Origin of the sequence: Pseudomonas sp. 18-147 (genome assembly GCF_051048045.1) — a bacterium.
In the GTDB taxonomy this organism is placed as follows: domain Bacteria; phylum Pseudomonadota; class Gammaproteobacteria; order Pseudomonadales; family Pseudomonadaceae; genus Pseudomonas; species Pseudomonas aeruginosa.
Window position 1 is genome coordinate 4404037 of sequence record NZ_CP182296.1, and the last position, 19685, is coordinate 4423721.

The 19685-nt window shown below is 63.7% G+C and carries 19 protein-coding genes and 3 pseudogenes; 10 read left to right on the forward strand and 12 right to left on the reverse strand.

The annotated features are described in order from the left end of the window. Window positions 1–200: 200 nt before the first annotated feature. Window positions 201–830 carry a BRO-N domain-containing protein gene (locus tag ACM0M4_RS20770; RefSeq protein WP_181883754.1) on the forward strand — a complete coding sequence of 210 codons (630 nt, stop codon included), beginning with the start codon at window positions 201–203 and terminating at the stop codon, window positions 828–830. On the opposite strand, the gene ACM0M4_RS20775 is transcribed toward ACM0M4_RS20770, so the two are convergent. From ACM0M4_RS20775 to ACM0M4_RS20820, 10 genes and pseudogenes are all read right to left on the reverse strand, one after another. After that, window positions 761–1923 (reverse strand): IS3-like element IS222 family transposase gene (locus ACM0M4_RS20775; RefSeq protein WP_101476525.1). Its coding sequence is split into 2 segments (ribosomal slippage): window positions 761–1668 and window positions 1668–1923, totalling 1164 coding nucleotides; the frame shifts between segments, so codons are not numbered across the junction. The genes ACM0M4_RS20770 and ACM0M4_RS20775 overlap by 70 nt on opposite strands. Window positions 1924–2199: 276 nt before the next feature. Continuing rightward, window positions 2200–2433, reverse strand: a complete 234-nt coding sequence (locus tag ACM0M4_RS20780) for a pyocin S6 family toxin immunity protein (protein WP_003116336.1) — start codon at window positions 2431–2433, stop codon at window positions 2200–2202. Beyond that, window positions 2430–2682: pseudogene (locus ACM0M4_RS20785) on the reverse strand (colicin E3/pyocin S6 family cytotoxin). Before ACM0M4_RS20785 ends, ACM0M4_RS20780 begins: the two are co-directional and overlap by 4 nt. Window positions 2683–2848: 166 nt before the next feature. Then, window positions 2849–3121, reverse strand: coding sequence for a colicin immunity domain-containing protein (locus tag ACM0M4_RS20790; protein ID WP_015648363.1), 273 nt, complete (start codon window positions 3119–3121; stop codon window positions 2849–2851). Between the two features lie 16 nt (window positions 3122–3137). Further along, window positions 3138–3482, reverse strand: a complete 345-nt coding sequence (locus tag ACM0M4_RS20795; RefSeq protein ID WP_003082347.1) for a hypothetical protein — start codon at window positions 3480–3482, stop codon at window positions 3138–3140. A gap of 157 nt (window positions 3483–3639) precedes the next feature. After that, a pseudogene (locus tag ACM0M4_RS20800) lies at window positions 3640–3899 on the reverse strand (hypothetical protein). Window positions 3900–3997: 98 nt separating this feature from the next. Then, window positions 3998–4261: a pyocin-S1/S2 immunity protein gene (gene imm / locus ACM0M4_RS20805; RefSeq protein WP_023129045.1), complete on the reverse strand. Its 264-nt coding sequence runs from the start codon at window positions 4259–4261 to the stop codon at window positions 3998–4000. A gap of 1 nt (window position 4262) precedes the next feature. Beyond that, window positions 4263–5135, reverse strand: coding sequence for an S-type pyocin domain-containing protein (locus ACM0M4_RS20810; protein WP_170292257.1), 873 nt, complete (start codon window positions 5133–5135; stop codon window positions 4263–4265). Continuing rightward, window positions 5099–5479, reverse strand: a complete 381-nt coding sequence (locus ACM0M4_RS20815; protein ID WP_170292258.1) for a hypothetical protein — start codon at window positions 5477–5479, stop codon at window positions 5099–5101. The genes ACM0M4_RS20810 and ACM0M4_RS20815 overlap by 37 nt, the downstream gene beginning before the upstream one ends. Beyond that, a pseudogene (locus ACM0M4_RS20820) lies at window positions 5472–6337 on the reverse strand (hypothetical protein). The gene ACM0M4_RS20815 and the pseudogene ACM0M4_RS20820 overlap by 8 nt, the downstream one beginning before the upstream one ends. Window positions 6338–6812: 475 nt before the next feature. Between ACM0M4_RS20820 and ACM0M4_RS20825 the strand changes: the two are divergent. The 4 genes from ACM0M4_RS20825 (at window position 6813) to ACM0M4_RS20840 (ending at window position 12380) form a co-directional block, all read left to right on the forward strand. Then, window positions 6813–7181: a DUF2195 family protein gene (locus tag ACM0M4_RS20825; RefSeq protein ID WP_003159786.1), complete on the forward strand. Its 369-nt coding sequence runs from the start codon at window positions 6813–6815 to the stop codon at window positions 7179–7181. A gap of 249 nt (window positions 7182–7430) precedes the next feature. Continuing rightward, the gene (toxA, locus tag ACM0M4_RS20830; protein ID WP_115288838.1) at window positions 7431–9347 is read left to right on the forward strand and encodes an exotoxin A; all 1917 of its coding nucleotides are present in this window, start codon (window positions 7431–7433) and stop codon (window positions 9345–9347) included. A gap of 259 nt (window positions 9348–9606) precedes the next feature. Continuing rightward, the gene (locus ACM0M4_RS20835) at window positions 9607–11097 is read left to right on the forward strand and encodes an APC family permease (RefSeq protein WP_003082330.1); all 1491 of its coding nucleotides are present in this window, start codon (window positions 9607–9609) and stop codon (window positions 11095–11097) included. Between the two features lie 101 nt (window positions 11098–11198). Beyond that, window positions 11199–12380 (forward strand): iron-containing alcohol dehydrogenase, encoded by a 1182-nt coding sequence (locus ACM0M4_RS20840; protein ID WP_003101834.1) that lies wholly within the window; start codon window positions 11199–11201, stop codon window positions 12378–12380. A 4-nt stretch (window positions 12381–12384) separates the two neighbouring features. On the opposite strand, the gene ACM0M4_RS20845 is transcribed toward ACM0M4_RS20840, so the two are convergent. Then, the gene (locus ACM0M4_RS20845) at window positions 12385–13287 is read right to left on the reverse strand and encodes a LysR family transcriptional regulator (protein ID WP_003116332.1); all 903 of its coding nucleotides are present in this window, start codon (window positions 13285–13287) and stop codon (window positions 12385–12387) included. A 486-nt stretch (window positions 13288–13773) separates the two neighbouring features. On the opposite strand from ACM0M4_RS20845, the gene ACM0M4_RS20850 reads away from it, so the two are divergent. The 5 genes from ACM0M4_RS20850 to ACM0M4_RS20870 all read left to right on the forward strand — a co-directional run bounded on the left by ACM0M4_RS20850 (window position 13774) and on the right by ACM0M4_RS20870 (window position 18668). Further along, a complete protein-coding gene (locus tag ACM0M4_RS20850; protein ID WP_004348658.1) occupies window positions 13774–15108 on the forward strand; it encodes an MFS transporter in 1335 nt (444 codons plus the stop codon). Between the two features lie 67 nt (window positions 15109–15175). Beyond that, window positions 15176–15829, forward strand: coding sequence for an HAD family hydrolase (locus tag ACM0M4_RS20855; protein WP_003082318.1), 654 nt, complete (start codon window positions 15176–15178; stop codon window positions 15827–15829). Between the two features lie 81 nt (window positions 15830–15910). Beyond that, window positions 15911–16627, forward strand: a complete 717-nt coding sequence (locus ACM0M4_RS20860; protein WP_003082314.1) for a UTRA domain-containing protein — start codon at window positions 15911–15913, stop codon at window positions 16625–16627. 165 nt (window positions 16628–16792) lie between these two features. Further along, window positions 16793–17695, forward strand: coding sequence for a LysR family transcriptional regulator (locus tag ACM0M4_RS20865; protein ID WP_003109090.1), 903 nt, complete (start codon window positions 16793–16795; stop codon window positions 17693–17695). Window positions 17696–17831: 136 nt separating this feature from the next. Next, window positions 17832–18668 carry a bifunctional allantoicase/(S)-ureidoglycine aminohydrolase gene (locus ACM0M4_RS20870; protein WP_034031813.1) on the forward strand — a complete coding sequence of 279 codons (837 nt, stop codon included), beginning with the start codon at window positions 17832–17834 and terminating at the stop codon, window positions 18666–18668. A gap of 97 nt (window positions 18669–18765) precedes the next feature. On the opposite strand, the gene ACM0M4_RS20875 is transcribed toward ACM0M4_RS20870, so the two are convergent. Further along, on the reverse strand, window positions 18766–19614 hold the full coding sequence (locus tag ACM0M4_RS20875; RefSeq protein ID WP_023875650.1) for a CAP domain-containing protein: 849 nt from the start codon (window positions 19612–19614) through the stop codon (window positions 18766–18768). Window positions 19615–19685 lie beyond the last annotated feature (71 nt).

Here is a 19685-nt window from a genome sequence, read left to right on the forward strand (position 1 = left end):
TCTGTAATGCCGGGAGTGGACTAATAAAAAACCCGAAAGGGAAATATGTCCGGCCCTCTAGCTAGGTAGTAGGGTTTCTTAGCTCCCGGCGCCCAGCTTTCAACGCTGTTTTGCCATCAGCAGAGGTAACGGAAATGCCTATCACCACCCTCATATCTCCACCCACATCGCTTCACCCAGCACTTCCCCGGAGGTGCGCCATGTCTGACGCCCCCCTCCACTACAGCCGTTTCACCCACCACCATCGGGTCCTGCGCGCCGTGCTGCTGGATGAGGAAGGCTGGTTCGTGCTCTCCGACCTGGTACGGCTGCTGGGCTGTTACCTGGGCGGTCGGGCGCCGGCGGCGTTGTGTGACGAGGCGCCGTGGCCGCTGGCGACGGCGGCACAGCGCGAGCGCTTGTTCGCCCTCTGCCATACGCTGGAACGGCACCTGGACGCCGACCAGTGGCGGCTCGCCTGGCTCCATGACGAACGCCACGGGCCACGCCAGGACTGCCTGGTCAGCGAGTCCGGGCTCTACGCTCTGCTCTGGCTCGCAGTGCCTGGCGCGGCACGGGGTTTGCGCCGTTGGGTCAGCGGCTCGGTGCTGCCACGCCTGCGCAGCCAGTCCCGCCCCAACGCCACGCCCCAGCGCGCCGTGCTGCACTGGAAAACCGCCGAGATCGACACCCTGCACTGGCAAGGCAAGACCTGGATCCCCCTCTCCGACTGCCCCCAACTCCTCGACAGTCCACGCCCGCTGATCCGGGCCTGTAGTGGTCAACCCATCCCGGACAGTGGGTTGAGTTTTTCTTCGGCCACCGCAGGTGGTAACCCGTCGTTGAATTGATGCGGCCTGATCCAGTTGTAGCGGTGCATCAAGTAATGACTGATGTCCCGTTGGGCCTCCTGCGCCGTCAGGTAACCCGTTGACGGGACCCACTCCGACTTCAGACTGCGGAACAGGCGCTCCATCGGCGAGTTATCCCAGCAATTCCCTCGGCGACTCATGCTCTGCTGCATCCGATAGCGCCAGAGCCGTTGCCGAAACAGGCGGCTGGCGTACTGGCTGCCCTGGTCTGAATGGAACAGCACCTGCTGTGGCTTGCCGCGCTGTTCGTAGGCCATGTCCAGGGCCTTGATCACCAGTTCGGCATCCGGCTTGGCCGAGAACGCCCAGCCGATCACCCGCCGGGTATGCAGATCCAGCACCGCGGCCAGGTAGTGCCAACGGCCTTGCGCCCAGACGTAGGTGATGTCGCCACACCACACCTGATTGGGATGCTCGGTCGCGAATTTGCGGTTCAGCCGATTCGGGATATCCGGCCGCTCAACCGTGGCCTGTTTGTAGGCGTGCGAGCCCGGTTGCTTGCTGACCAGGCCCAGCTCACGCATCAACCGACGCACTCGGAAACGGCCGATGGTCACGCCCTCTTCGCGCAGCATGCCCAGAATGCTGCGGCTGCCGGCCGAGCCCCGACTCTGGCTGAACAACTGGTTGACTTGGCTGCGTAGCGCCACGCGGCGAGCATCGACACGCCGCCGTCGAAGACGGTGGACGTAGTAGCAAGACCGCGCCACATCGAAAGCTGAACAGACCACTTCCACCGACTCCTGCTCACTCAACTGGTCTATCAGCGCGTACGATCGAGTTCGTCCGACATCAAGAGAGCGGTAGCCTTTTTTAATATCGCTTTCTCCCGCTCCAACCGGTTGATCCGGGCTTCCAGCTCCTGGATCTTTTGCTGCTCAGGCGTCAACGCCTTGCTCTTCGGGGTCACACCCTGGCGCTCCGCCTCGAGCTGCTTCACCCAACGGCGCAAGGCCGAATCCACCACCCCCAGCGAACGGCAGGCGTCGATATGGCTGTAGCCTTGGTCCAACACCAGGGCCGCGGCCTCTCGTTTGAACTCGGCGGAAAACGTACGTCGTTGCTTGCTCATCAGACACCTCTCTCACGGCGAGGATTCTCGCCTAAATCGGTGTCCGGGATCAGTAGACCACTACAGCCTGACCCCGTCATACGCCCTGAAAGGAGTCAGGGCTTGAAGCAACAGAGTGATCTTTTCCCTCATGACCACTAAAAATCTAGATTTTTCCAGTAACGCTCTCTTTCTTTACAACTATCAGGCCAAGGAAGAGCACTCTATTGCCAAATAGAATATTTTTAAATTTAAAAAGAACCCCCATGCAGCAGGACCTTCCTCTACAATCTATAGTTAGGCGTAAACCCCAATAAAATACTCCAATCCAACCGGAAGCTTTTCGCCTATAACCTCCTCAATCCTTACAACATCATCATTCTTAATAGGATATTCACCCTCAATATTCTCACCCTTCTTCCAACGCATCACCTCCATAACTTGCGAAATATATTCGAAAGGAACAGTTTTTTCATATTTCAAGGACTCATCATTTCCCGATGGTAGGTACCCAGAAATCAATACAGTCATGTTTCTACACTCCTTTTTGGATCAGCAGACTTCGTGCGAGCACCAGTATTAGAATCAAACCCTCCCAAGTGCCACCCTCTCTTGTCATACATCTCAAAACTGCCATGCTGAGAATCCCATTTATAGATATTCCCTTTTATCCTTCCAGCGCTTCCGCAACCCACCACCACCTTGAATAGAAGTTTTTGGCTTAGCTCTCAAGGCGTCGGGGAAGGCAGGTAGTGTTGCCGGAGCAGGATAGTAATACACAAGGCTTTCAATTCAAAATCGCAGACTCACGCATTTTGCGAGTGACGCACTAACTGACAATTCGGCGATTTACATCTGCTCTCGAAGCATGGATTGGCTAAGAAACAGGCGAAGCCCATAAACTGACTTCGCCTAATCTATATCTTCGGATATAAAGGATCATCAGCTAGATATATTTATATTTCTTCAAAAGCCCTCTAACTTCCTGCTTTAGCTCCTCTTCATTTATCTCACCATCATTATCCTTCGGTCCATCCGTGAAGCAATCTGCCATTCCAAACATAAGCCTGAGGCAAGCGCCAAGATTATCATCATCCTTTTTCAGCAAGCCTGACGCACCTTCGCTACGCCACATTTCAAAGAATTTTTTTGTGAAACTCTTTCCGCTTAACGATCCATCCAAAAAATTTCTTGCAAGATCAATAAGTGCCATGCTCATTTAAATCACCTCATTCTCAAAATAGTTTTTTCCTGTCTGCTTCCTGGCTCAAGATACCACCCTGACAAAAACATTCCATCCTCTTTGAGAACAACCACAATACTAGTATCAGGACTGTAAAATAATTGGATCCTTGATACCTATGACAAACCCCTTGCAAATTATGTCGTGCTTTATCGAAGCGCTCCTGCCTTATCTGCATGACTTCTTCATAAATGTATGATTTGGCGTTGTCGCCTTCAGCTTCCCGCTGGACTCCCTTGACCTTACGAGTCATCCGCTCGTAATCTTCCGGCCACAACGCTTGCTCCATGCGCAACGATGCCTGACCCAGCAAATGCAGCAGGCCGAACAGGCGCATATCGTTGGTGGCAACGATGTGTTCTCGAATCCACTCTTGGGTTACTCCGCAGACCAGATGTGTTTCTGGCGTTGATGTGCTGTCATAGTCGGCTCGGAATCCCGCTTCTTTGGCGAGCTGTGCCCAGTGCTGGCCAATGCCTGGATGTTGGATGTACTCATTTGCTCATCCACTTGCGCAGCAGGCGCTTTTTCAGGGACGCGCGTTCTTGCGGGTTGTGTCCCTTGAGGTTAGCGACACGATCTGCCGTAGCAGCCTGGCGTATGAGGGGCCAGTAGGAACGCCCATCCTTACGTGGCACCAGTGTTATTGACCTGACTTTCCAGTAGGGAGAGGTGGGCTGCTGGCCAACGTGGAGAGCTCGCTACGGCAGCTCGTGCGCCCGACGATGGGTGTTTTGCGGTGGTTGCGGCTCATAATGTGATTGTCTTCAAGAATATTCAGGACAGACTGTCAAGATAGAGCAGCGTCAACATGGAACAAGCCCCGTCGAAACGGGGCTTGTTGATGGCCAACTAACCGGCCTTAAAGCCAGGAAGCCCCTTGGAAGCACGCCATTCTTTAACTTCCTTTACAACTCCAGCTGGGCTATCTTCTCTATTTTCGCTGGGGTAGTAAAGAAGGTCTGAGCCGCTTGGGTGTTCCGTTAGTTTTTTAAATTCAAGCACGGCTTGAATATGAGACTCCTCGGTAGGGAACTTTTTCTTATTGTTTGTGTATATGTCTTTAACAAACTCAAGAAACTCTTTTTCCGTATATTCGGAAATCTTGGACTTCATATCACTTCCCTCCCTTGTGGATTTCTATATGACGTTTTGGCGTTACTGCAACAAGGTTCCCCATATTGTAAACGCCGCCTCCATCTGCTATTCGAACCTTGTGGTGGATTTCGATCTTTATTCTCCCGCCAGCCTGTTCTGACTCTCTGGCATAAGGAGCCCCTCCATCTCTCATTACAGCTAAACTACCAGGATTAAACTGTTTACTTAACTCAGGATCATTAGCCACAGCTATCCAGAATTGTTCCCGAAAGTCCCGCCAGTTTTTGAATGTCTTACCACGTAGTTTATCCGCAATCTGGCTTGGAATTGGAGCCCCCTCACCTTGAGAGGCGGCGCCGAGCCAATTACCGCTGACGGGCTGTCCCTTGCCAGTCGCAGCACCAGGTACATCCCGCGGATCCCTGAACATCACATAGATCGGCTTGATCCCCGAGTCGGCCGGGAAGCCGATGATCAGGTCTTCCGGTAGTGTAATCACCCCAGGATAGGTTTCCGGGGTAGCCTTCACCGGTGTAAGGGTCGCTCCCTCATATACCGGCACCGGCACCGGCTTCGGTACGACCGGAGTGGTACTCGAAGGGTTCTGGTTTCCTGGAGGACTCGCCGGCGTCCAGGTCAGGATCAGTGGCGGCGCTTCTGCGGTCGTAGAGGGAACCGTAACCTCGTACAGGCCTGTCGTGGCATTGTAGGCCGCCATCCGGACCGGAACGGCTTTCGGAACGCTCACACCATCGGTGCTGACCACCGAAAGGGTCGTCGTGTTGCCTCGTGCCTCGTTGGTCAGGCGCATCGGCAGATCGACGGTACCGCTGGCTTTTGCAACCGCGTTCAGGTTTACGCTTGGGGGAAGCCCCAATTTAGCGGCATCCATGCCCAGGGCGTAACGACGCTATCGGGCGTTTGGTCCTGCCATTGCTCGGCAGTCCGGGAGGAGTAGGTCAGACTGGCAAAGCCCACGGCCATCACCGAGGGTGCTGAAGCCAGGACCCGGCCCAGGACGGCAATCGCATCGGAGATCGCTTGAGCAAGGGATGCGGCGCCTTGTGCGACCTGGATCAGACCCCGGCCTGCGGCGGTGGCGACAACGCTGCCATTGGCTGGCATGGCATAAGTATTGGCAGCCCTGATCGCCGCTTGACGAGCGATTTCCTTGCGCCTTGCCGTTTCGGCGTTCAGCTTGTCCAGCCGGGCTTGCAGGCTGGCGATTTCATCCACCAGGAGATCGGCGTTGTAGGTTGCCTTTTGTTTCTCCAGTGCATTGGGTGCCTTGGCAATCAAGGCATTGTTTGCAGTCTGCAATTTCTTCTTATTGGCGATCGCCTGCGTAACCAGTTGAGTAGCGCGTTCAAGCCACTGCTCTGGCGTTGGATTGGTCAGTTGAGGCAAAGCATTCCCAGCCTGGTCAAGCTCGGACTGCACTTTTTTCTCGACATCTGCCTTCCTGGCCTTGTAGTCCGCCTCCACCTCAGCAGCGGCTCGCTGGGCTTCTGCTTCCAATGACCGGGCTTTATTCTCCAGCTCTTGAGACGTTTGTTTCAAGATAGCGATTTGCGCCTTATAGATATCGGCGCTGTACGCTTTGGCCAGCTCACTCATATGGCGATCCAGGAACTCTCCATAGAATTTTCGGCTGGCCAGCAACTGACTCTGGTACATCGACTCTGACTTCTGAGGAAAGTCTGAAGCCGTATAAAGATTGGCCGGGCGATCCTCAATGACCTTTAGCGATTTTGCTTTGGCATCCATGAGTGCATCAACGATACTCTTTTCATCGCGGATGTCATTGGCACTGACCGCTTTACCTGGCAACCCCGCTTCATTCTTGAGTTCATCAACCTCCTTCAGGGTTTCATTTTTCAGGTTTTTCTTGAGCTCTGAATGGGACTTATCAAGCGTACTTCTTAGCTTCCTGTACTCCTGCATTCCAGTACCGACATACGGACTTGGTCCTGGTGGGACAAATGGTGGAGTACCGTAGCTTGATCGAGCAGGAATATACTGGATTATGTCACGCCCACCACCCTGCACATGTGTAATAACCATCGAACCAGGTTCGTAATCATTGACAGCCATAGATCGCCCCTACATTAATTTGAAAGTGTAATGTATTGAGCGACTCCCACCTAGAGAACCCTCTCCCAGTCAATAAGTCCCAATGCATCGGCAATACACTGCAATCAACTTCAATATCCCGTGTTTAGATGATCCAGAAGGTGCGCTCTCTCTCCTCTTATAATCGCGCCTGCGTCAAACGGTCATTTCCTTAACGCACACCTCATCTACCCCGGCCAGTCACGGAAGCCGCATACCTTCGGTTCATTAACGAACTCCCACTTTCAAAATTCATCCATGCCGCCCCTTCGCGAGCTTCCGGACAAAACCACGCTGATTGCGAGCCCAGCGTTTTTGATTGCAAGCCGCTGCACTTGGTCAGGCCGTTTCCGCAGCGCATGAAGTCCTGGCCGATCTACCGGCAGGGCCAGCCATCGTTCGACGAATAAAGCCACCTCAGCCATGATGCCCTTTCCATCCCCAGCGGAACCCCGACATGGACGCCAAAGCCCTGCTCCTCGGCAGCCTCTGCCTGGCCGCTCCATTCGCCGACGCGGCGACGCTCGACAATGCCCTCTCCGCCTGCCTCGCCGCCCGGCTCGGTGCACCGCACACGGCGGAGGGCCAGTTGCACCTGCCACTCACCCTTGAGGCCCGGCGCTCCACCGGCGAATGCGGCTGTACCTCAGCGCTGGTGCGATATCGGCTGCTGGCCAGGGGCGCCAGCGCCGACAGCCTCGTGCTTCAAGAGGGGCTGCTCGATAGTCGCCAAGACACGCCGCGCACGCTGACCCTGGCGGCGGACACCGGCTTGGCGAGCGGCCGCGAACTGGTCGTCACCCTGGGTTGCCAGGCGCCTGACTGACAGGCCGGGCTGCCACCACCAGGCCGAGATGGACGCCCTGCATGCACACGCCGATCGGCAAGCCTCCCGTTCGCACATTCACCACTCTGCAATCCAGTTCATAAATCCCATAAAAGCCCTCTTCCGCTCCCCGCCAGCCTCCCCGCATCCCGCACCCTAGACGCCCCGCCGCTCTCCGCCGGCTCGCCCGACAAGAAAAACCAACCGCTCGATCAGCCTCATCCTTCACCCATCACAGGAGCCATCGCGATGCACCTGATACCCCATTGGATCCCCCTGGTCGCCAGCCTCGGCCTGCTCGCCGGCGGCTCGTTCGCGTCCGCCGCCGAGGAAGCCTTCGACCTCTGGAACGAATGCGCCAAGGCCTGCGTGCTCGACCTCAAGGACGGCGTGCGTTCCAGCCGCATGAGCGTCGACCCGGCCATCGCCGACACCAACGGCCAGGGCGTGCTGCACTACTCCATGGTCCTGGAGGGCGGCAACGACGCGCTCAAGCTGGCCATCGACAACGCCCTCAGCATCACCAGCGACGGCCTGACCATCCGCCTCGAAGGCGGCGTCGAGCCGAACAAGCCGGTGCGCTACAGCTACACGCGCCAGGCGCGCGGCAGTTGGTCGCTGAACTGGCTGGTGCCGATCGGCCACGAGAAGCCTTCGAACATCAAGGTGTTCATCCACGAACTGAACGCCGGTAACCAGCTCAGCCACATGTCGCCGATCTACACCATCGAGATGGGCGACGAGTTGCTGGCGAAGCTGGCGCGCGATGCCACCTTCTTCGTCAGGGCGCACGAGAGCAACGAGATGCAGCCGACGCTCGCCATCAGCCATGCCGGGGTCAGCGTGGTCATGGCCCAGGCCCAGCCGCGCCGGGAAAAGCGCTGGAGCGAATGGGCCAGCGGCAAGGTGTTGTGCCTGCTCGACCCGCTGGACGGGGTCTACAACTACCTCGCCCAGCAGCGCTGCAACCTCGACGATACCTGGGAAGGCAAGATCTACCGGGTGCTCGCCGGCAACCCGGCGAAGCATGACCTGGACATCAAGCCCACGGTCATCAGTCATCGCCTGCATTTCCCCGAGGGCGGCAGCCTGGCCGCGCTGACCGCGCACCAGGCCTGCCGCCTGCCGCTGGAGACCTTCACTCGTCATCGCCAGCCGCGCGGCTGGGAACAACTGGAGCAGTGCGGCTATCCGGTGCAGCGGCTGGTCGCCCTCTACCTGGCGGCGCGGCTGTCGTGGAACCAGGTCGACCAGGTGATCCGCAACGCCCTGGCCAGCCCCGGCAGCGGCGGCGACCTGGGCGAAGCGATCCGCGAGCAGCCGGAGCAGGCCCGTCTGGCCCTGACCCTGGCCGCCGCCGAGAGCGAGCGCTTCGTCCGGCAGGGCACCGGCAACGACGAGGCCGGCGCGGCCAGCGCCGACGTGGTGAGCCTGACCTGCCCGGTCGCCGCCGGTGAATGCGCGGGCCCGGCGGACAGCGGCGACGCCCTGCTGGAGCGCAACTATCCCACTGGCGCGGAGTTCCTCGGCGACGGCGGCGACGTCAGCTTCAGCACCCGCGGCACGCAGAACTGGACGGTGGAGCGGCTGCTCCAGGCGCACCGCCAACTGGAGGAGCGCGGCTATGTGTTCGTCGGCTACCACGGCACCTTCCTCGAAGCGGCGCAAAGCATCGTCTTCGGCGGGGTGCGCGCGCGCAGCCAGGACCTCGACGCGATCTGGCGCGGTTTCTATATCGCCGGCGATCCGGCGCTGGCCTACGGCTACGCCCAGGACCAGGAACCCGACGCGCGCGGCCGGATCCGCAACGGTGCCCTGCTGCGGGTCTATGTGCCGCGCTCGAGTCTGCCGGGCTTCTACCGCACCGGCCTGACCCTGGCCGCGCCGGAGGCGGCGGGCGAGGTCGAACGGCTGATCGGCCATCCGCTGCCGCTGCGCCTGGACGCCATCACCGGCCCCGAGGAGGAAGGCGGGCGCCTGGAGACCATCCTCGGCTGGCCGCTGGCCGAGCGCACCGTGGTGATTCCCTCGGCGATCCCCACCGACCCGCGCAACGTCGGCGGCGACCTCGACCCGTCCAGCATCCCCGACAAGGAACAGGCGATCAGCACCCTGCCGGACTACGCCAGCCAGCCCGGCAAACCGCCGCGCGAGGACCTGAAGTAACTGCCGCGACCGGCCGGCTCCCTTCGCAGGAGCCGGCCTTCTCGGGGCCTGGCCATACATCAGGTTTTCCTGATGCCAGCCCAATCGAATATGAATTCATCCTGATAGGTAATCCGCCTAACCTGCGTCTGCCACGCTTTCGCTCGTCCCGGAAGCGGCCATAACAATTCCAATAGCCGACGAGGACTCTCCATGCTCACCCATCGCATCGGTGGCATCCGCCTTTCCCCTTCCCCGCAGCGCTCGCCCGGAGACCGCCATGACTGATCTCCGCGATACCTCCCGCGACGAACGCCTGCTGGCGGCCCACGGCTATCGCCAGGAACTGGAGCGCGGGCTGAGCCTGTGGTCGTCCTTTTCCGTCGGCTTCGCCACCATCTCGCCGGTGGTGGGCATCTACTCGGTGATGTCCCTCGGCGCCATGAGCATGGGCCCCTCCTGGGTCTGGGTGGTGCCGCTGTGCCTGCTGCTGCAGTTCGGCGTGGCGCTGGTCTACGCCGAGCTGTCCTCGCAGTTTCCGCTGGCCGGCGGCTGCTACCAGTGGGTGCGGCGCCTGGTGGGCGACCGCCTGGCCTGGTTCACCGGCTTCCTCTACCTGGCTTCGGCGCTGGCCTCGCTGACTACCGTGGCCTACCTCGGTGGCTTCTGGCTCGGCCTGCTGGCGACCGGCGCGCCGCCGTCGGCCAACGGCCAGGTGCTCTGCGGCGCGCTGCTGCTGGCGCTGGGACTGGCGGTGAATCTGCTGGGGATCAACCCGCTGAAGTACTTCGTCAATGCCGGGATCGTCGCCGAGGCCATCGCCTCCATCGGTATCGGCGTGCTGTTGCTGCTGTTCTTCCGCAACCATCCGCTCGACCTGCTGTTCAGCGGCCCGGGCGGCACAGGCGATGCGGACGGTTCCTACCTGGACGGCGTGCTGACCGCGCTGGCGGTGGGCGGCTGGGCTTTCCTCGGCTTCGACGCCTGCTCGCAGATTTCCGAGGAAACCACCGATGCCCGCGTCTCCACTCCCCGGGCGATCCTGCGCTCGATGCTGGTGGTGGGATTCACCGTGATGCTCACCGCCTTCGCCGTGACCCTGTCCTACCAGGACATCGGCGCGGTGGTCAGCGGCCAGGTGGTCGACCCGGTCACCCCGGCGGTGGTGGACGCCTTCGGCGCCTGGGCCGAGCGGCCCTTCGTCGCAGTGGTGCTGATCGCCTTCGTCGCCTGCGTGGTGTCGGTGCAGACCTACATCGGCCGGGCGATCTTCGGCATGGCGCGCGACGCCATCCTGCCCGGCTCCGCCCTGCTGCGCCGGGTCGACCGGCGCAAGGTGCCGATGGCGGCGATGGTCTGCAGCACGCTGCTGGCCAGCCTCGGCCTGGCCCTGGGGCTGAACGCCACGGCGGTCGGCACGCTGATCGCGTTCGGCAGCGGCGGTTTCTTCGTGGTCTTCCTGATCGTCGCCGCCTGCGCTCTCTGGGCCCGCCTCGTCGGCCGCTGGGACCCGGACAAGGGCGCCTTGCGCCTGGGGCGCGCGGGGCTGGCGGTGAACGTCCTGGCAGTCGCCTGGCTGTCTTTCGAGGCGCTCAACGTCGCCTGGCCGCGGGCCAGCCTCGCCCCGCCCGACGCGCCCTGGTTCCAGGTCTGGGCGGTGGTCGTGGTGTTCTCCGCGCTGGCCGCGTTCGGCCTGCTCTACATGGTCATCGCCAAGCCGCATCGGCGCATCGCCACCAGCCTCAGCTTCGCCGCTCCGCCGGCGGACTGACCCGCACGCGCCGGCCGTTCCGGCGCCTCCTCCGGTTGTTCCCGCACGCTGGCTTCGCGCCCGGCGGGGCCCGGCTCATCCTGCTTTCACGGAGCATCGCCATGAGCGACCTGCATTACTGGAACTACCCCACCGATATCCTCTGCGGCGTCGGCGCCCTGGAACAACTGCCGAGGCGTTGCGCGCTGGCGGGCGCACGCCGGCCCCTGCTGGTCACCGATCCCGGCATGCTCGCCCTGGAGCCCCTGCGCCTGGTGCGCGAGTGCCTGGAACGCGCCGGCATCGACCATGACCTGTTCCACGAACTGTCGAGCAACCCCAGCCTCGCTGAAGTCCACGGCGGCGCCAGGCGCTTCGAGGCTGGCGGGCATGACGCGCTGATCGCTCTCGGCGGCGGCAGCGCCCTCGACGCGGCCAAGGGAATCGCCCTGCTAAGCCGCGATCCGCACGGCCTCGAACGCTTCGAATGGACACAGACGCTGCGCAGCTATCCGACCCTCGCCGACTACCCGCTGCTCGGCCTGCCGCCGCTGCTGGCGCTTCCCACGACCGCCGGCACCGGCTCGGAACTGGGACGCGAGGCGGTGCTGACCGACACGCAACTGGGCATCAAGCGGGTCGTCGGCCACCGCGAGCTGCTGGCCGCCTGCGTATTCCTCGACCCGCGCCTGACCCGCGGGTTGCCGCCGGCGCTGAGCGCCGCCACCGGCATGGACGCCCTCACCCATCACCTGGAGGCGCTGTTCTCGCCGCTCTACCATCCGATGTCGGCGGGCATCGCCCTGGAAGGCGTGCGCCTGGTCAGGCAGCACCTGGAAAACGCCGTGCGCGACGGCAACGACCTCGCCGCCCGGGAAGGCATGCTGGTAGCCTCGGCCAGCGCCGCAGTGGCATTCCAGAAGGGGCTTGGCGGGGTCCACGCCCTGGCCCACCCGCTGGGCGCTCGCCATCACCTGCACCACGGCCTGCTGAACGCCGTGCTGCTGCCCTACGTTCTGCTGGCCAACCGCCCGGCGATAGAAGCCGACGCCGCGCGCCTGGCGCGCTACCTGGAACTCGACGAAGCGAGCTTCGACGGCCTGCTGGCGTGGATCCTCGAACTGCGCGCGCGCATCGGCATCCCGGCGAACCTCGCCGCCCTCGGCCTGGATGGCGAGGACGCGCAATGGGTGGGCGAGCAGGCGCTGGCCGACCTGTCGTCCTCGGCGACCAACGCCCTGCCGCTCGATGCCCGGGATTATGCGCGCATCTACCGCCAGGCGGTGGCCGGGACTCTCGCCTGAGCGCTCAGGACCCCAGGCCGTGGACCTGCAGCAGGTCGTCGATGAAGGCGCGGGCGGCTTCGCTGAGGGGGCGCCCGGCATAGACGATCATGCTGTGCTCCACCGGATAGCTCAGCCGCTCCGGCAACAGCGCGCGCATCCGCCCGCGCTCGATCCAGGCTTCGGCGTAATGGGTCGGCAGGTAGCCCAGGTGGGTGCCGGCCAGCACGGCATGGGCGACCGCTTCCATGTGGTAGGCGGTGGCGCGGCTGCGCGACGGGCGTAGCGGCAGGACCAGGTTTTCCGGCAGGAAGCCGTGCATCACCCAGTCACAGGCGGCGATCCGCTCCAGGGTCGGCTGCGCCTCGGCGAACAGCGGATGGCGATCGCCACAGAACACGCCGATCTCTTCGCGATACAGCGGGCGGTATTCGAGGCTCGGCCGCGAACGGCTGAAATAGGAGATCGCCAGGTCCAGCTCGCCTTCGATCACCGCCAGTTCCAGCTCGGTGGGCGAATTGACGAAAAGGTTCAGCTGGACATCCTGGTCGCGCCGCTGGAAGCGCGCCAGCGCATCGCCGAAACGGGCCTGGGGCAAGGTCGCGAGATTGTCCGCCAGGCCCAGGTACAGCTCCCCGACCAAACGTCCGGACAACGCCTGCGCCTGGTCGCGAAACAGGCCGATGGCGTCGAACATCGTTCGCGAAGCCTCCAGCACCCGGCGACCCTTGGCGGTCAGTCGGAAGCCGCCCTTGCCGCGCTCGCAGAGCCGGTAGCCGAGGCGCTTCTCCAGGCTGGCGATGTGCATGCTGATGTTCGACTGGCTCATGTTCAGCTCGGCCTGGGCCGCGGTGAAACCGCCGCACTTCACCACGCAGGCGAAGATGCGCAACAGACGCAGGTCTAGGTCGGTGACGTTTCTCAGCATGGCGGTCCGATCCGGCGCGAGGTCCCGCAGTCTAGCCGAGCGCCGCGACACGCGGCCATCCAGCGGCGGCGCACCAGAGGCGCTGGCGTATCATCGAAAATCTGGTCTATTCCAATTTCTTGAAAATACGTAGAAAAGTCCCGCCAAAAGGTGCCGCCAGGACAAGAAAATGCACCAATCCCAGGCAATCCCTCGAAAAAATCGAATCGTTTCGCCCTGTTTTTGGTCTAGACCATAAAAATACCCGGTGCTAGATTGACCTTCGCCAGCCGGCCCAGCCTGACCGGATCGGCGCCACGTACCGCCACCAAGCCTTCACAATCCATCTCAGCCTCGGCAGGACCGAGCAGGAGCGCGTCGACAGCCAACCTTGCGCACGAAAAAAGCCATGGGAAAGGCATCTGGCCTAGACCATGCATCCGGACAGCTTTGCAGCAGCACAACAAGAACAACCTCCCCGCACTGTCTAGACCCATAGGGACCCACATGAACAACCACAACGGTACCCTGCACCGTGGCTGGCAATCGCTCCAGCGCTGGCGCATCCAGATCTTCGTCATCACCTGGCTGGCCTACGCCGCCTTCTACTTCACCCGCAAGGCCTTCTCGGTGGCCAAGCTCGGCATCGCCGAAGACCCCTCCTTCGAGCTCGACAAGAGCGCCATGGCCGATCTCGATGCCCTCTACCTGGCCGCCTACGCCGTGGGCCAGTTCATGTGGGGGGTGTTCGCCGACCGCTTCGGCACCCGCGTGGTGGTGCTCGGCGGTTTGCTCACCTCGGCGCTGGCGGCGCTGGTGATGGGTACCTTCGCCACCCTGCCGATCTTCGCCGCCTGCATGGTGGTCCAGGGCCTGGCGCAGTCCACCGGCTGGTCGGGGCTGTGCAAGAACATCGGCGCCTTCTTCGCCACCTACGAGCGAGGCCGCGTGCTCGGCCTGTGGAGTACCTGCTACGCCTTCGGCGGGCTGGTGGCGACGCCGTTCGCCGGCTGGTGCGCCTACCGGTTGACGCATGACTGGCGCATGGCCTTCCTGTCCTCGGCGGGAGTGGTGCTGGCGGTGGCCGTGCTGTTCTTCTTCCTCCAGCGCAACCGTCCGCAGGACGTCGGCCTGCCGCCCGTGGAGGCCGAGGCCGCGCCCCCCGCCAACGCGCCCCGGCCAAGCCATTCCGGCGCCCTGCTGAAGGCGCTCAGGAATCCCCACGTGCTGGTCCTCGGCCTCGCCTACTTCCTGCTCAAGCCGGCGCGCTACGCGATCCTGCTCTGGGGCCCGGTGATCATCTACGAACGCATGCCGGAGATCGGCAAGGTCGCCTCGGCCATCGTGCCTTCGGCCTTCGAGGTCGCCGGGCTGGCCGGGCCGATCCTCATCGGCCTGGCCTCGGACAAGCTGTTCGGCGCCCGCCGCATGCCGGCCTGCGTGCTCAGCCTGGCGGCGCTGACCGTGAGCCTGGCGCTGTTCGTCCCGGCGATGCAGAGCGGCAGCCTGTACCTGGTGGTCGGCCTGCTGTTCATGATGGGCGTCACCCTCTACGGGCCGGACTCGATGATCAGCGGCGCCGCCGCCATCGACTTCGGTACCAGCGAAGCAGCCGGTACCGCCACCGGCTTCGTCAACGGCTGCGGCTCGGTCGGGGCGATCCTCGGCGGCCTGCTGCCGGGCTACTTCGACACCCTCACGGTGTTCTTCGTGTTCACCGCCACCGCGCTGCTCGCCAGCCTGCTGCTGGTGCCGTTCTGGAACAGCCGGCCAGGCGCGTGCCGCGTCGAACCGAAGGCGCATGCCGGCGGGCCGCTGCTGGCGGCCGGCAAGCCGCGTTGAAACCTCGCCGAACCACCGCCCGGCGCCAGGCGTGCCGGGCCAATCCCTAGCGAACAAGGAACCGCCTATGCCACTTGCCCTCTTCGACCTCGACGACACCCTGATCGACGGCGACTGCGCGACCCTCTGGGGGCGCTACATGACCGAACTGGGCTGGGTCGAGAAGACCGCCTTCCTGCACCAGGAACGCCGCCTCATGGAACTCTATGCCGAGGGCCGGCTGGCCATGGAGGACTACATGGACTTCAGCCTGGCGCCCATCGCCGGCCGCACCCCGGCGGAGATCGCCGGCGCCGTCGAGGATTTCGTCGCGCGGATCATAGCGCCGCGCATCCACGCCGACGCCCTGCGCTGCCTGGAACGCCACCGCCAGGCCGGCGACCGCCTGCTGATCATCTCCGCCTCGGCGCACTTCCTGGTCAGCGCCATCGGCCGCCGGCTGGGGGTGGACGAGGTGCTGGCGATCGACATCGAGGAGCGCGACGGCCTCTACACCGGGCGCACCCGCGGCACCCTCACCTACCGCGAGGGCAAGGTCCGTCGCCTCGACGCCTGGCTGGCCCAGGAGGGCGAGACGCTGGCCGGCGCGACCTTCTATTCCGACTCGCGCAACGACCTGCCGCTGCTCTCGCGGGTCGACCGGCCGCACACGGTGAACCCCGACCCGGCGCTGCTCGGGCACGCCCGCGAGGCCGGCTGGCCAGTGCTGGAATGGCGCTGAGAAGGCGCGCCGCGCTATACCGCCGGCGGCCCGGAAGCATTACCCTGTAGCCCCCCGGAGCCCCAGCGGAGAAGCGTCGATATGCGCGACGAGCCGTCCCGCCCCCTGACGGTGATCTACCAGTCCCTGCGCGAGCAGATCGAGCGCGGCCTGCTCGCGCGCGGCAGCAAGCTGCCCAGCGAACGGCAATTGAGCGAGCTGTTCTCGACCACCCGCATCACCCTGCGCGAGGCGCTCGGCCAGTTGGAGGACCAGGGCCTGATCTACCGCGAGGAACGCCGCGGCTGGTTCGTCTCGCCGCAGCGGCTGCTGTACAACCCGCTGGTGCGCAGCCACTTCCACGCGATGGTCGCCGACCAGGGCCGGGTGCCGGAGACCGAGGTGCTCGGCGCGGCGATGATCCCGGCCAGCGTCGACATCTGCCAGCGCCTGGAGCTGCCGGCGCTGTCGCGGGTGTTCCAGATCCGCCGGGCGCGGCGGGTCGACGGGCGGCTGGTGCTGTACGTCGAGCACTACCTGAATCCCGCCTACTTTCCCGGCATCGAGCGCTTCGACCTGACTCGCTCGCTGACCGATCTCTACGCCAACCACTACGGCATCCGCTACGGCCGGGTGCGCTTCGAAATGGTCCCGACCATCCTCCCGGCGGAGGCCGCGGGACCGCTGCGGGTCTCGGTGGGCAGCCCGGCGCTACAGATCGTGCGGATCAACCGCGACCAGGCGGGCCGCCTGATCGACTGCGACCTGGAGTACTGGCGCCACGACGCGCTGCAGGTCAACGTCGAGGTGCCCGAGTAGCGCTCCGCGGTCCTGTTCCTGGCGCATGCATGACCGCCTGGCGGGTTTCCCGCCGCTTCCAGCGCATTGGTCGACCGCTGGGCACGCTGCGTCGACGCTGAGCGGTTGCCGCTGACGGCACGGCCTGCTAAAAGCGGCGACGACATTCGAAAATGCGATACGACCATGAGCGACAGTGAAAAATCGAATAGCCGCCTGTTCGACCTCGACCTGCTCCGCGCCATCGTCACGGTGGCCGACTGCGGCAGCTTCACCACTGCCGCCGCGCGCCTGCACTCGACCCAGTCGACCGTCAGCCAGAAGGTTCGCCGCTTGGAGGAAATGGCCGGACACCGCCTGCTGGAGCGCGGCAACCGCGACGTGTTGCCGACCGACGCCGGCGATACGCTGCTCGGCTATGCCCGCCGCCTGCTGGCACTGAACGACGAACTGGCCGAGGCGCTATCCGGCGCCACGGTGGCGCTGACGGTACGTATCGGCGTGCCGGACGACTTCGCCGCCGGCCGTACCACCGAGCGACTGGCGGCCTTCAACCGGCGTTATCCACAGGTCAAGCTGGAAGTCACCAGCGGCATGAGCCGCGACCTCAGCGCCAGCTACGACCGCGGCGAACTGGACCTGGTGCTGCTCAAGCAGCGACGCGCCAGCCGCGAGGCACTGGCCTGCTGGCCGGAAAAGACATGCTGGGTGGACAGCGCCAGGAACCCCTGCATCGACCTCGACCCGCTGCCCATCGTCACCTTCCCGCCGCGCGGGGTCTACCGCGACGAGATGATCGCCGCCCTGGAAGCGGTCGGCCGGCGCTGGCACATCAGCTTCACCAGTTCCAGCCTCAGCGGTCTGCAATCGGCCATCGCCGACGGCATGGGCATCGGCCTGCTGCCGCTGCGCGCGGTGAGCGCAGGCCATGCGGTACTGCCGAAGAACGCCGGGCTGCCGGCGGTGGACGTGTTCGAAGTGGCGCTGCTGCACCGGCCGGCGGCGGATCCGATGGTGAAGGCGCTGGCGCGCGTGCTGTCGCGGGTGCTGGCGGAAGATACCCGGAGCCGCCCCGCATTCGAAAAATGAATATGCTGGATTCCAACATTTAATTTGTGCATGCGCCAGGCGCTGGATATCGTTGCCGTCAGCAACGGCTCGCGCCCGCCCGTTTCGCTCCGGCGGCGCGTGAGCCGGCAGCAAGACAACAACGAGGAAACGCTCCATGTCCAAGTCCAGCTACTACGCGCCGCACGGCGGGCACCCGGCACAGACCGAGCTGCTCACCGACCGGGCGATGTTCACCGAAGCCTATGCCGTGATTCCCAAGGGGGTGATGCGCGATATCGTCACCAGCCACCTGCCGTTCTGGGACAACATGCGCATGTGGGTGATCGCCCGCCCGCTGTCCGGCTTCGCCGAGACCTTCTCGCAGTACATCGTCGAACTGGCGCCCAACGGTGGCAGCGACAAACCGGAGCAGGATCCCAACGCCGAGGCCGTGCTGTTCGTCGTCGAAGGCGAGCTGAGCCTGACCCTGCAGGGCCAGGTCCACGCCATGCAGCCGGGCGGCTACGCCTTCATTCCGCCGGGCGCCGACTACAAGGTGCGCAATACCACCGGCCAGTACACCCGCTTCCACTGGATCCGCAAGCACTACCAGAAGGTCGACGGCGTACCGCTGCCGGAAGCCTTCGTCACCAACGAGCAGGACATCCAGCCGCTGGTGATGCCGGACACCGAAGGCCGCTGGAGCACCACCCGCTTCGTCGACATGAGCGACATGCGCCACGACATGCACGTCAACATCGTCAACTTCGAGCCGGGCGGCGTGATCCCCTTCGCCGAGACCCACGTGATGGAGCACGGCCTGTACGTGCTGGAAGGCAAGGCGGTGTACCGCCTGAACCAGGACTGGGTCGAGGTGGAGGCCGGCGACTTCATGTGGCTGCGCGCCTTCTGCCCGCAGGCCTGCTATTCGGGCGGCCCGGGGCGCTTCCGCTACCTGCTGTACAAGGATGTCAACCGGCACATGCGCCTGACTCTCAATGCGCCGCATTGAGGGCGGGACAGGCTGAAAGGGAACCCGGCGCCATGGCGCCGGGTTTTTCGTTTGCGGAGGGCGCCCAGCCCTTCGTCAGCTCCGGGCGCGGAGGACTTCAGGACGAACCGAACATGGCTGTCCAGTAGATTCCCGCGTCGCTCTTCGGATCGGTGGCGTAGGCCGCGCCCAGCTCGCGGTAGCCGGGGTTCATCAGGTTGGCGCAGTGGCCCGGGCTGGCCAGCCAGCCGTCGACCACCTTGTCCACCCCGTCCTGGCCGGCGGCGATGTTTTCGCCGACCAGCCCGCCGCTGTAGCCGGCCAGCTCGGCGCGGTCGCCGGGGGTGCGGCCGTCGCGGTCGAGGTGGTCGAAGAAGTTGCCGTTGGCCATCGCCCGCGAATGCGCTTCGGCGGCGCCGCCAAGGGTGGCGTTCCAGGCCAGCGGCTGGGCCGCTGCGTAGGGCTTGCCACCGCACTGGCGGGCTTGCCCGCGGGCGGCGTTGATCCGTTCCAGGAGCTTCTGCCCTTCCGCCTGCCAATCGCCCATGCCGCCGCGCAGCAATGGCCGGGCGAGGACGATGCGCCAGTCGCGGTCCTGGCGGCTGACGCCGACGTCGACGAATTGCGGGTCGAGCACCACGCGGCAGAAGCTTTCCTGCAGCGCCTTCATCGCCGCGCCGGCATCGCGCGGCCCGGAAAGGCTGATCGACTGCACGTTGACCATCGGGTAGGCAGCCTGCGCCATCGCCTGCTGCAGGTCGCCGGCGGCATTCACCGGCAAGGCCAGGCGCGGATCGGCGGCCAGCGGCGGCAGTTCGCCGCTGGCCTGCCCGCCGCAGGACTGCACCTGACCGCGGTAAGCGTTGATCGCCTCGATCAGTTGCGCCTCGTCGGCGGCACTGGCGGCCGCTGCGAGCGCCAGCCCGAGCGTCAGTACGGCCAAACGCGGGATGCTTGGGATTGCCATGGAAATCTCCTCGATCTGATGGCGCCTATGATGCGCGATTCCGCGGCGCGCCGCCGCATTCGACCGGAACC

Coding starts and splice junctions, on each gene's coding strand:
- ACM0M4_RS20770 (WP_181883754.1), top strand. CDS start 201: ATGTCTGACGCCCCCCTCCACTACAGCCGTTTCACCCACCACCATCGG.
- ACM0M4_RS20780 (WP_003116336.1), bottom strand. CDS start 2,433: ATGACTGTATTGATTTCTGGGTACCTACCATCGGGAAATGATGAGTCC.
- ACM0M4_RS20790 (WP_015648363.1), bottom strand. CDS start 3,121: ATGAGCATGGCACTTATTGATCTTGCAAGAAATTTTTTGGATGGATCG.
- ACM0M4_RS20795 (WP_003082347.1), bottom strand. CDS start 3,482: ATGCGCCTGTTCGGCCTGCTGCATTTGCTGGGTCAGGCATCGTTGCGC.
- imm (WP_023129045.1), bottom strand. CDS start 4,261: ATGAAGTCCAAGATTTCCGAATATACGGAAAAAGAGTTTCTTGAGTTT.
- ACM0M4_RS20810 (WP_170292257.1), bottom strand. CDS start 5,135: ATGGATGCCGCTAAATTGGGGCTTCCCCCAAGCGTAAACCTGAACGCG.
- ACM0M4_RS20825 (WP_003159786.1), top strand. CDS start 6,813: ATGGACGCCAAAGCCCTGCTCCTCGGCAGCCTCTGCCTGGCCGCTCCA.
- toxA (WP_115288838.1), top strand. CDS start 7,431: ATGCACCTGATACCCCATTGGATCCCCCTGGTCGCCAGCCTCGGCCTG.
- ACM0M4_RS20835 (WP_003082330.1), top strand. CDS start 9,607: ATGACTGATCTCCGCGATACCTCCCGCGACGAACGCCTGCTGGCGGCC.
- ACM0M4_RS20840 (WP_003101834.1), top strand. CDS start 11,199: ATGAGCGACCTGCATTACTGGAACTACCCCACCGATATCCTCTGCGGC.
- ACM0M4_RS20845 (WP_003116332.1), bottom strand. CDS start 13,287: ATGCTGAGAAACGTCACCGACCTAGACCTGCGTCTGTTGCGCATCTTC.
- ACM0M4_RS20850 (WP_004348658.1), top strand. CDS start 13,774: ATGAACAACCACAACGGTACCCTGCACCGTGGCTGGCAATCGCTCCAG.
- ACM0M4_RS20855 (WP_003082318.1), top strand. CDS start 15,176: ATGCCACTTGCCCTCTTCGACCTCGACGACACCCTGATCGACGGCGAC.
- ACM0M4_RS20860 (WP_003082314.1), top strand. CDS start 15,911: ATGCGCGACGAGCCGTCCCGCCCCCTGACGGTGATCTACCAGTCCCTG.
- ACM0M4_RS20865 (WP_003109090.1), top strand. CDS start 16,793: ATGAGCGACAGTGAAAAATCGAATAGCCGCCTGTTCGACCTCGACCTG.
- ACM0M4_RS20870 (WP_034031813.1), top strand. CDS start 17,832: ATGTCCAAGTCCAGCTACTACGCGCCGCACGGCGGGCACCCGGCACAG.
- ACM0M4_RS20875 (WP_023875650.1), bottom strand. CDS start 19,614: ATGGCAATCCCAAGCATCCCGCGTTTGGCCGTACTGACGCTCGGGCTG.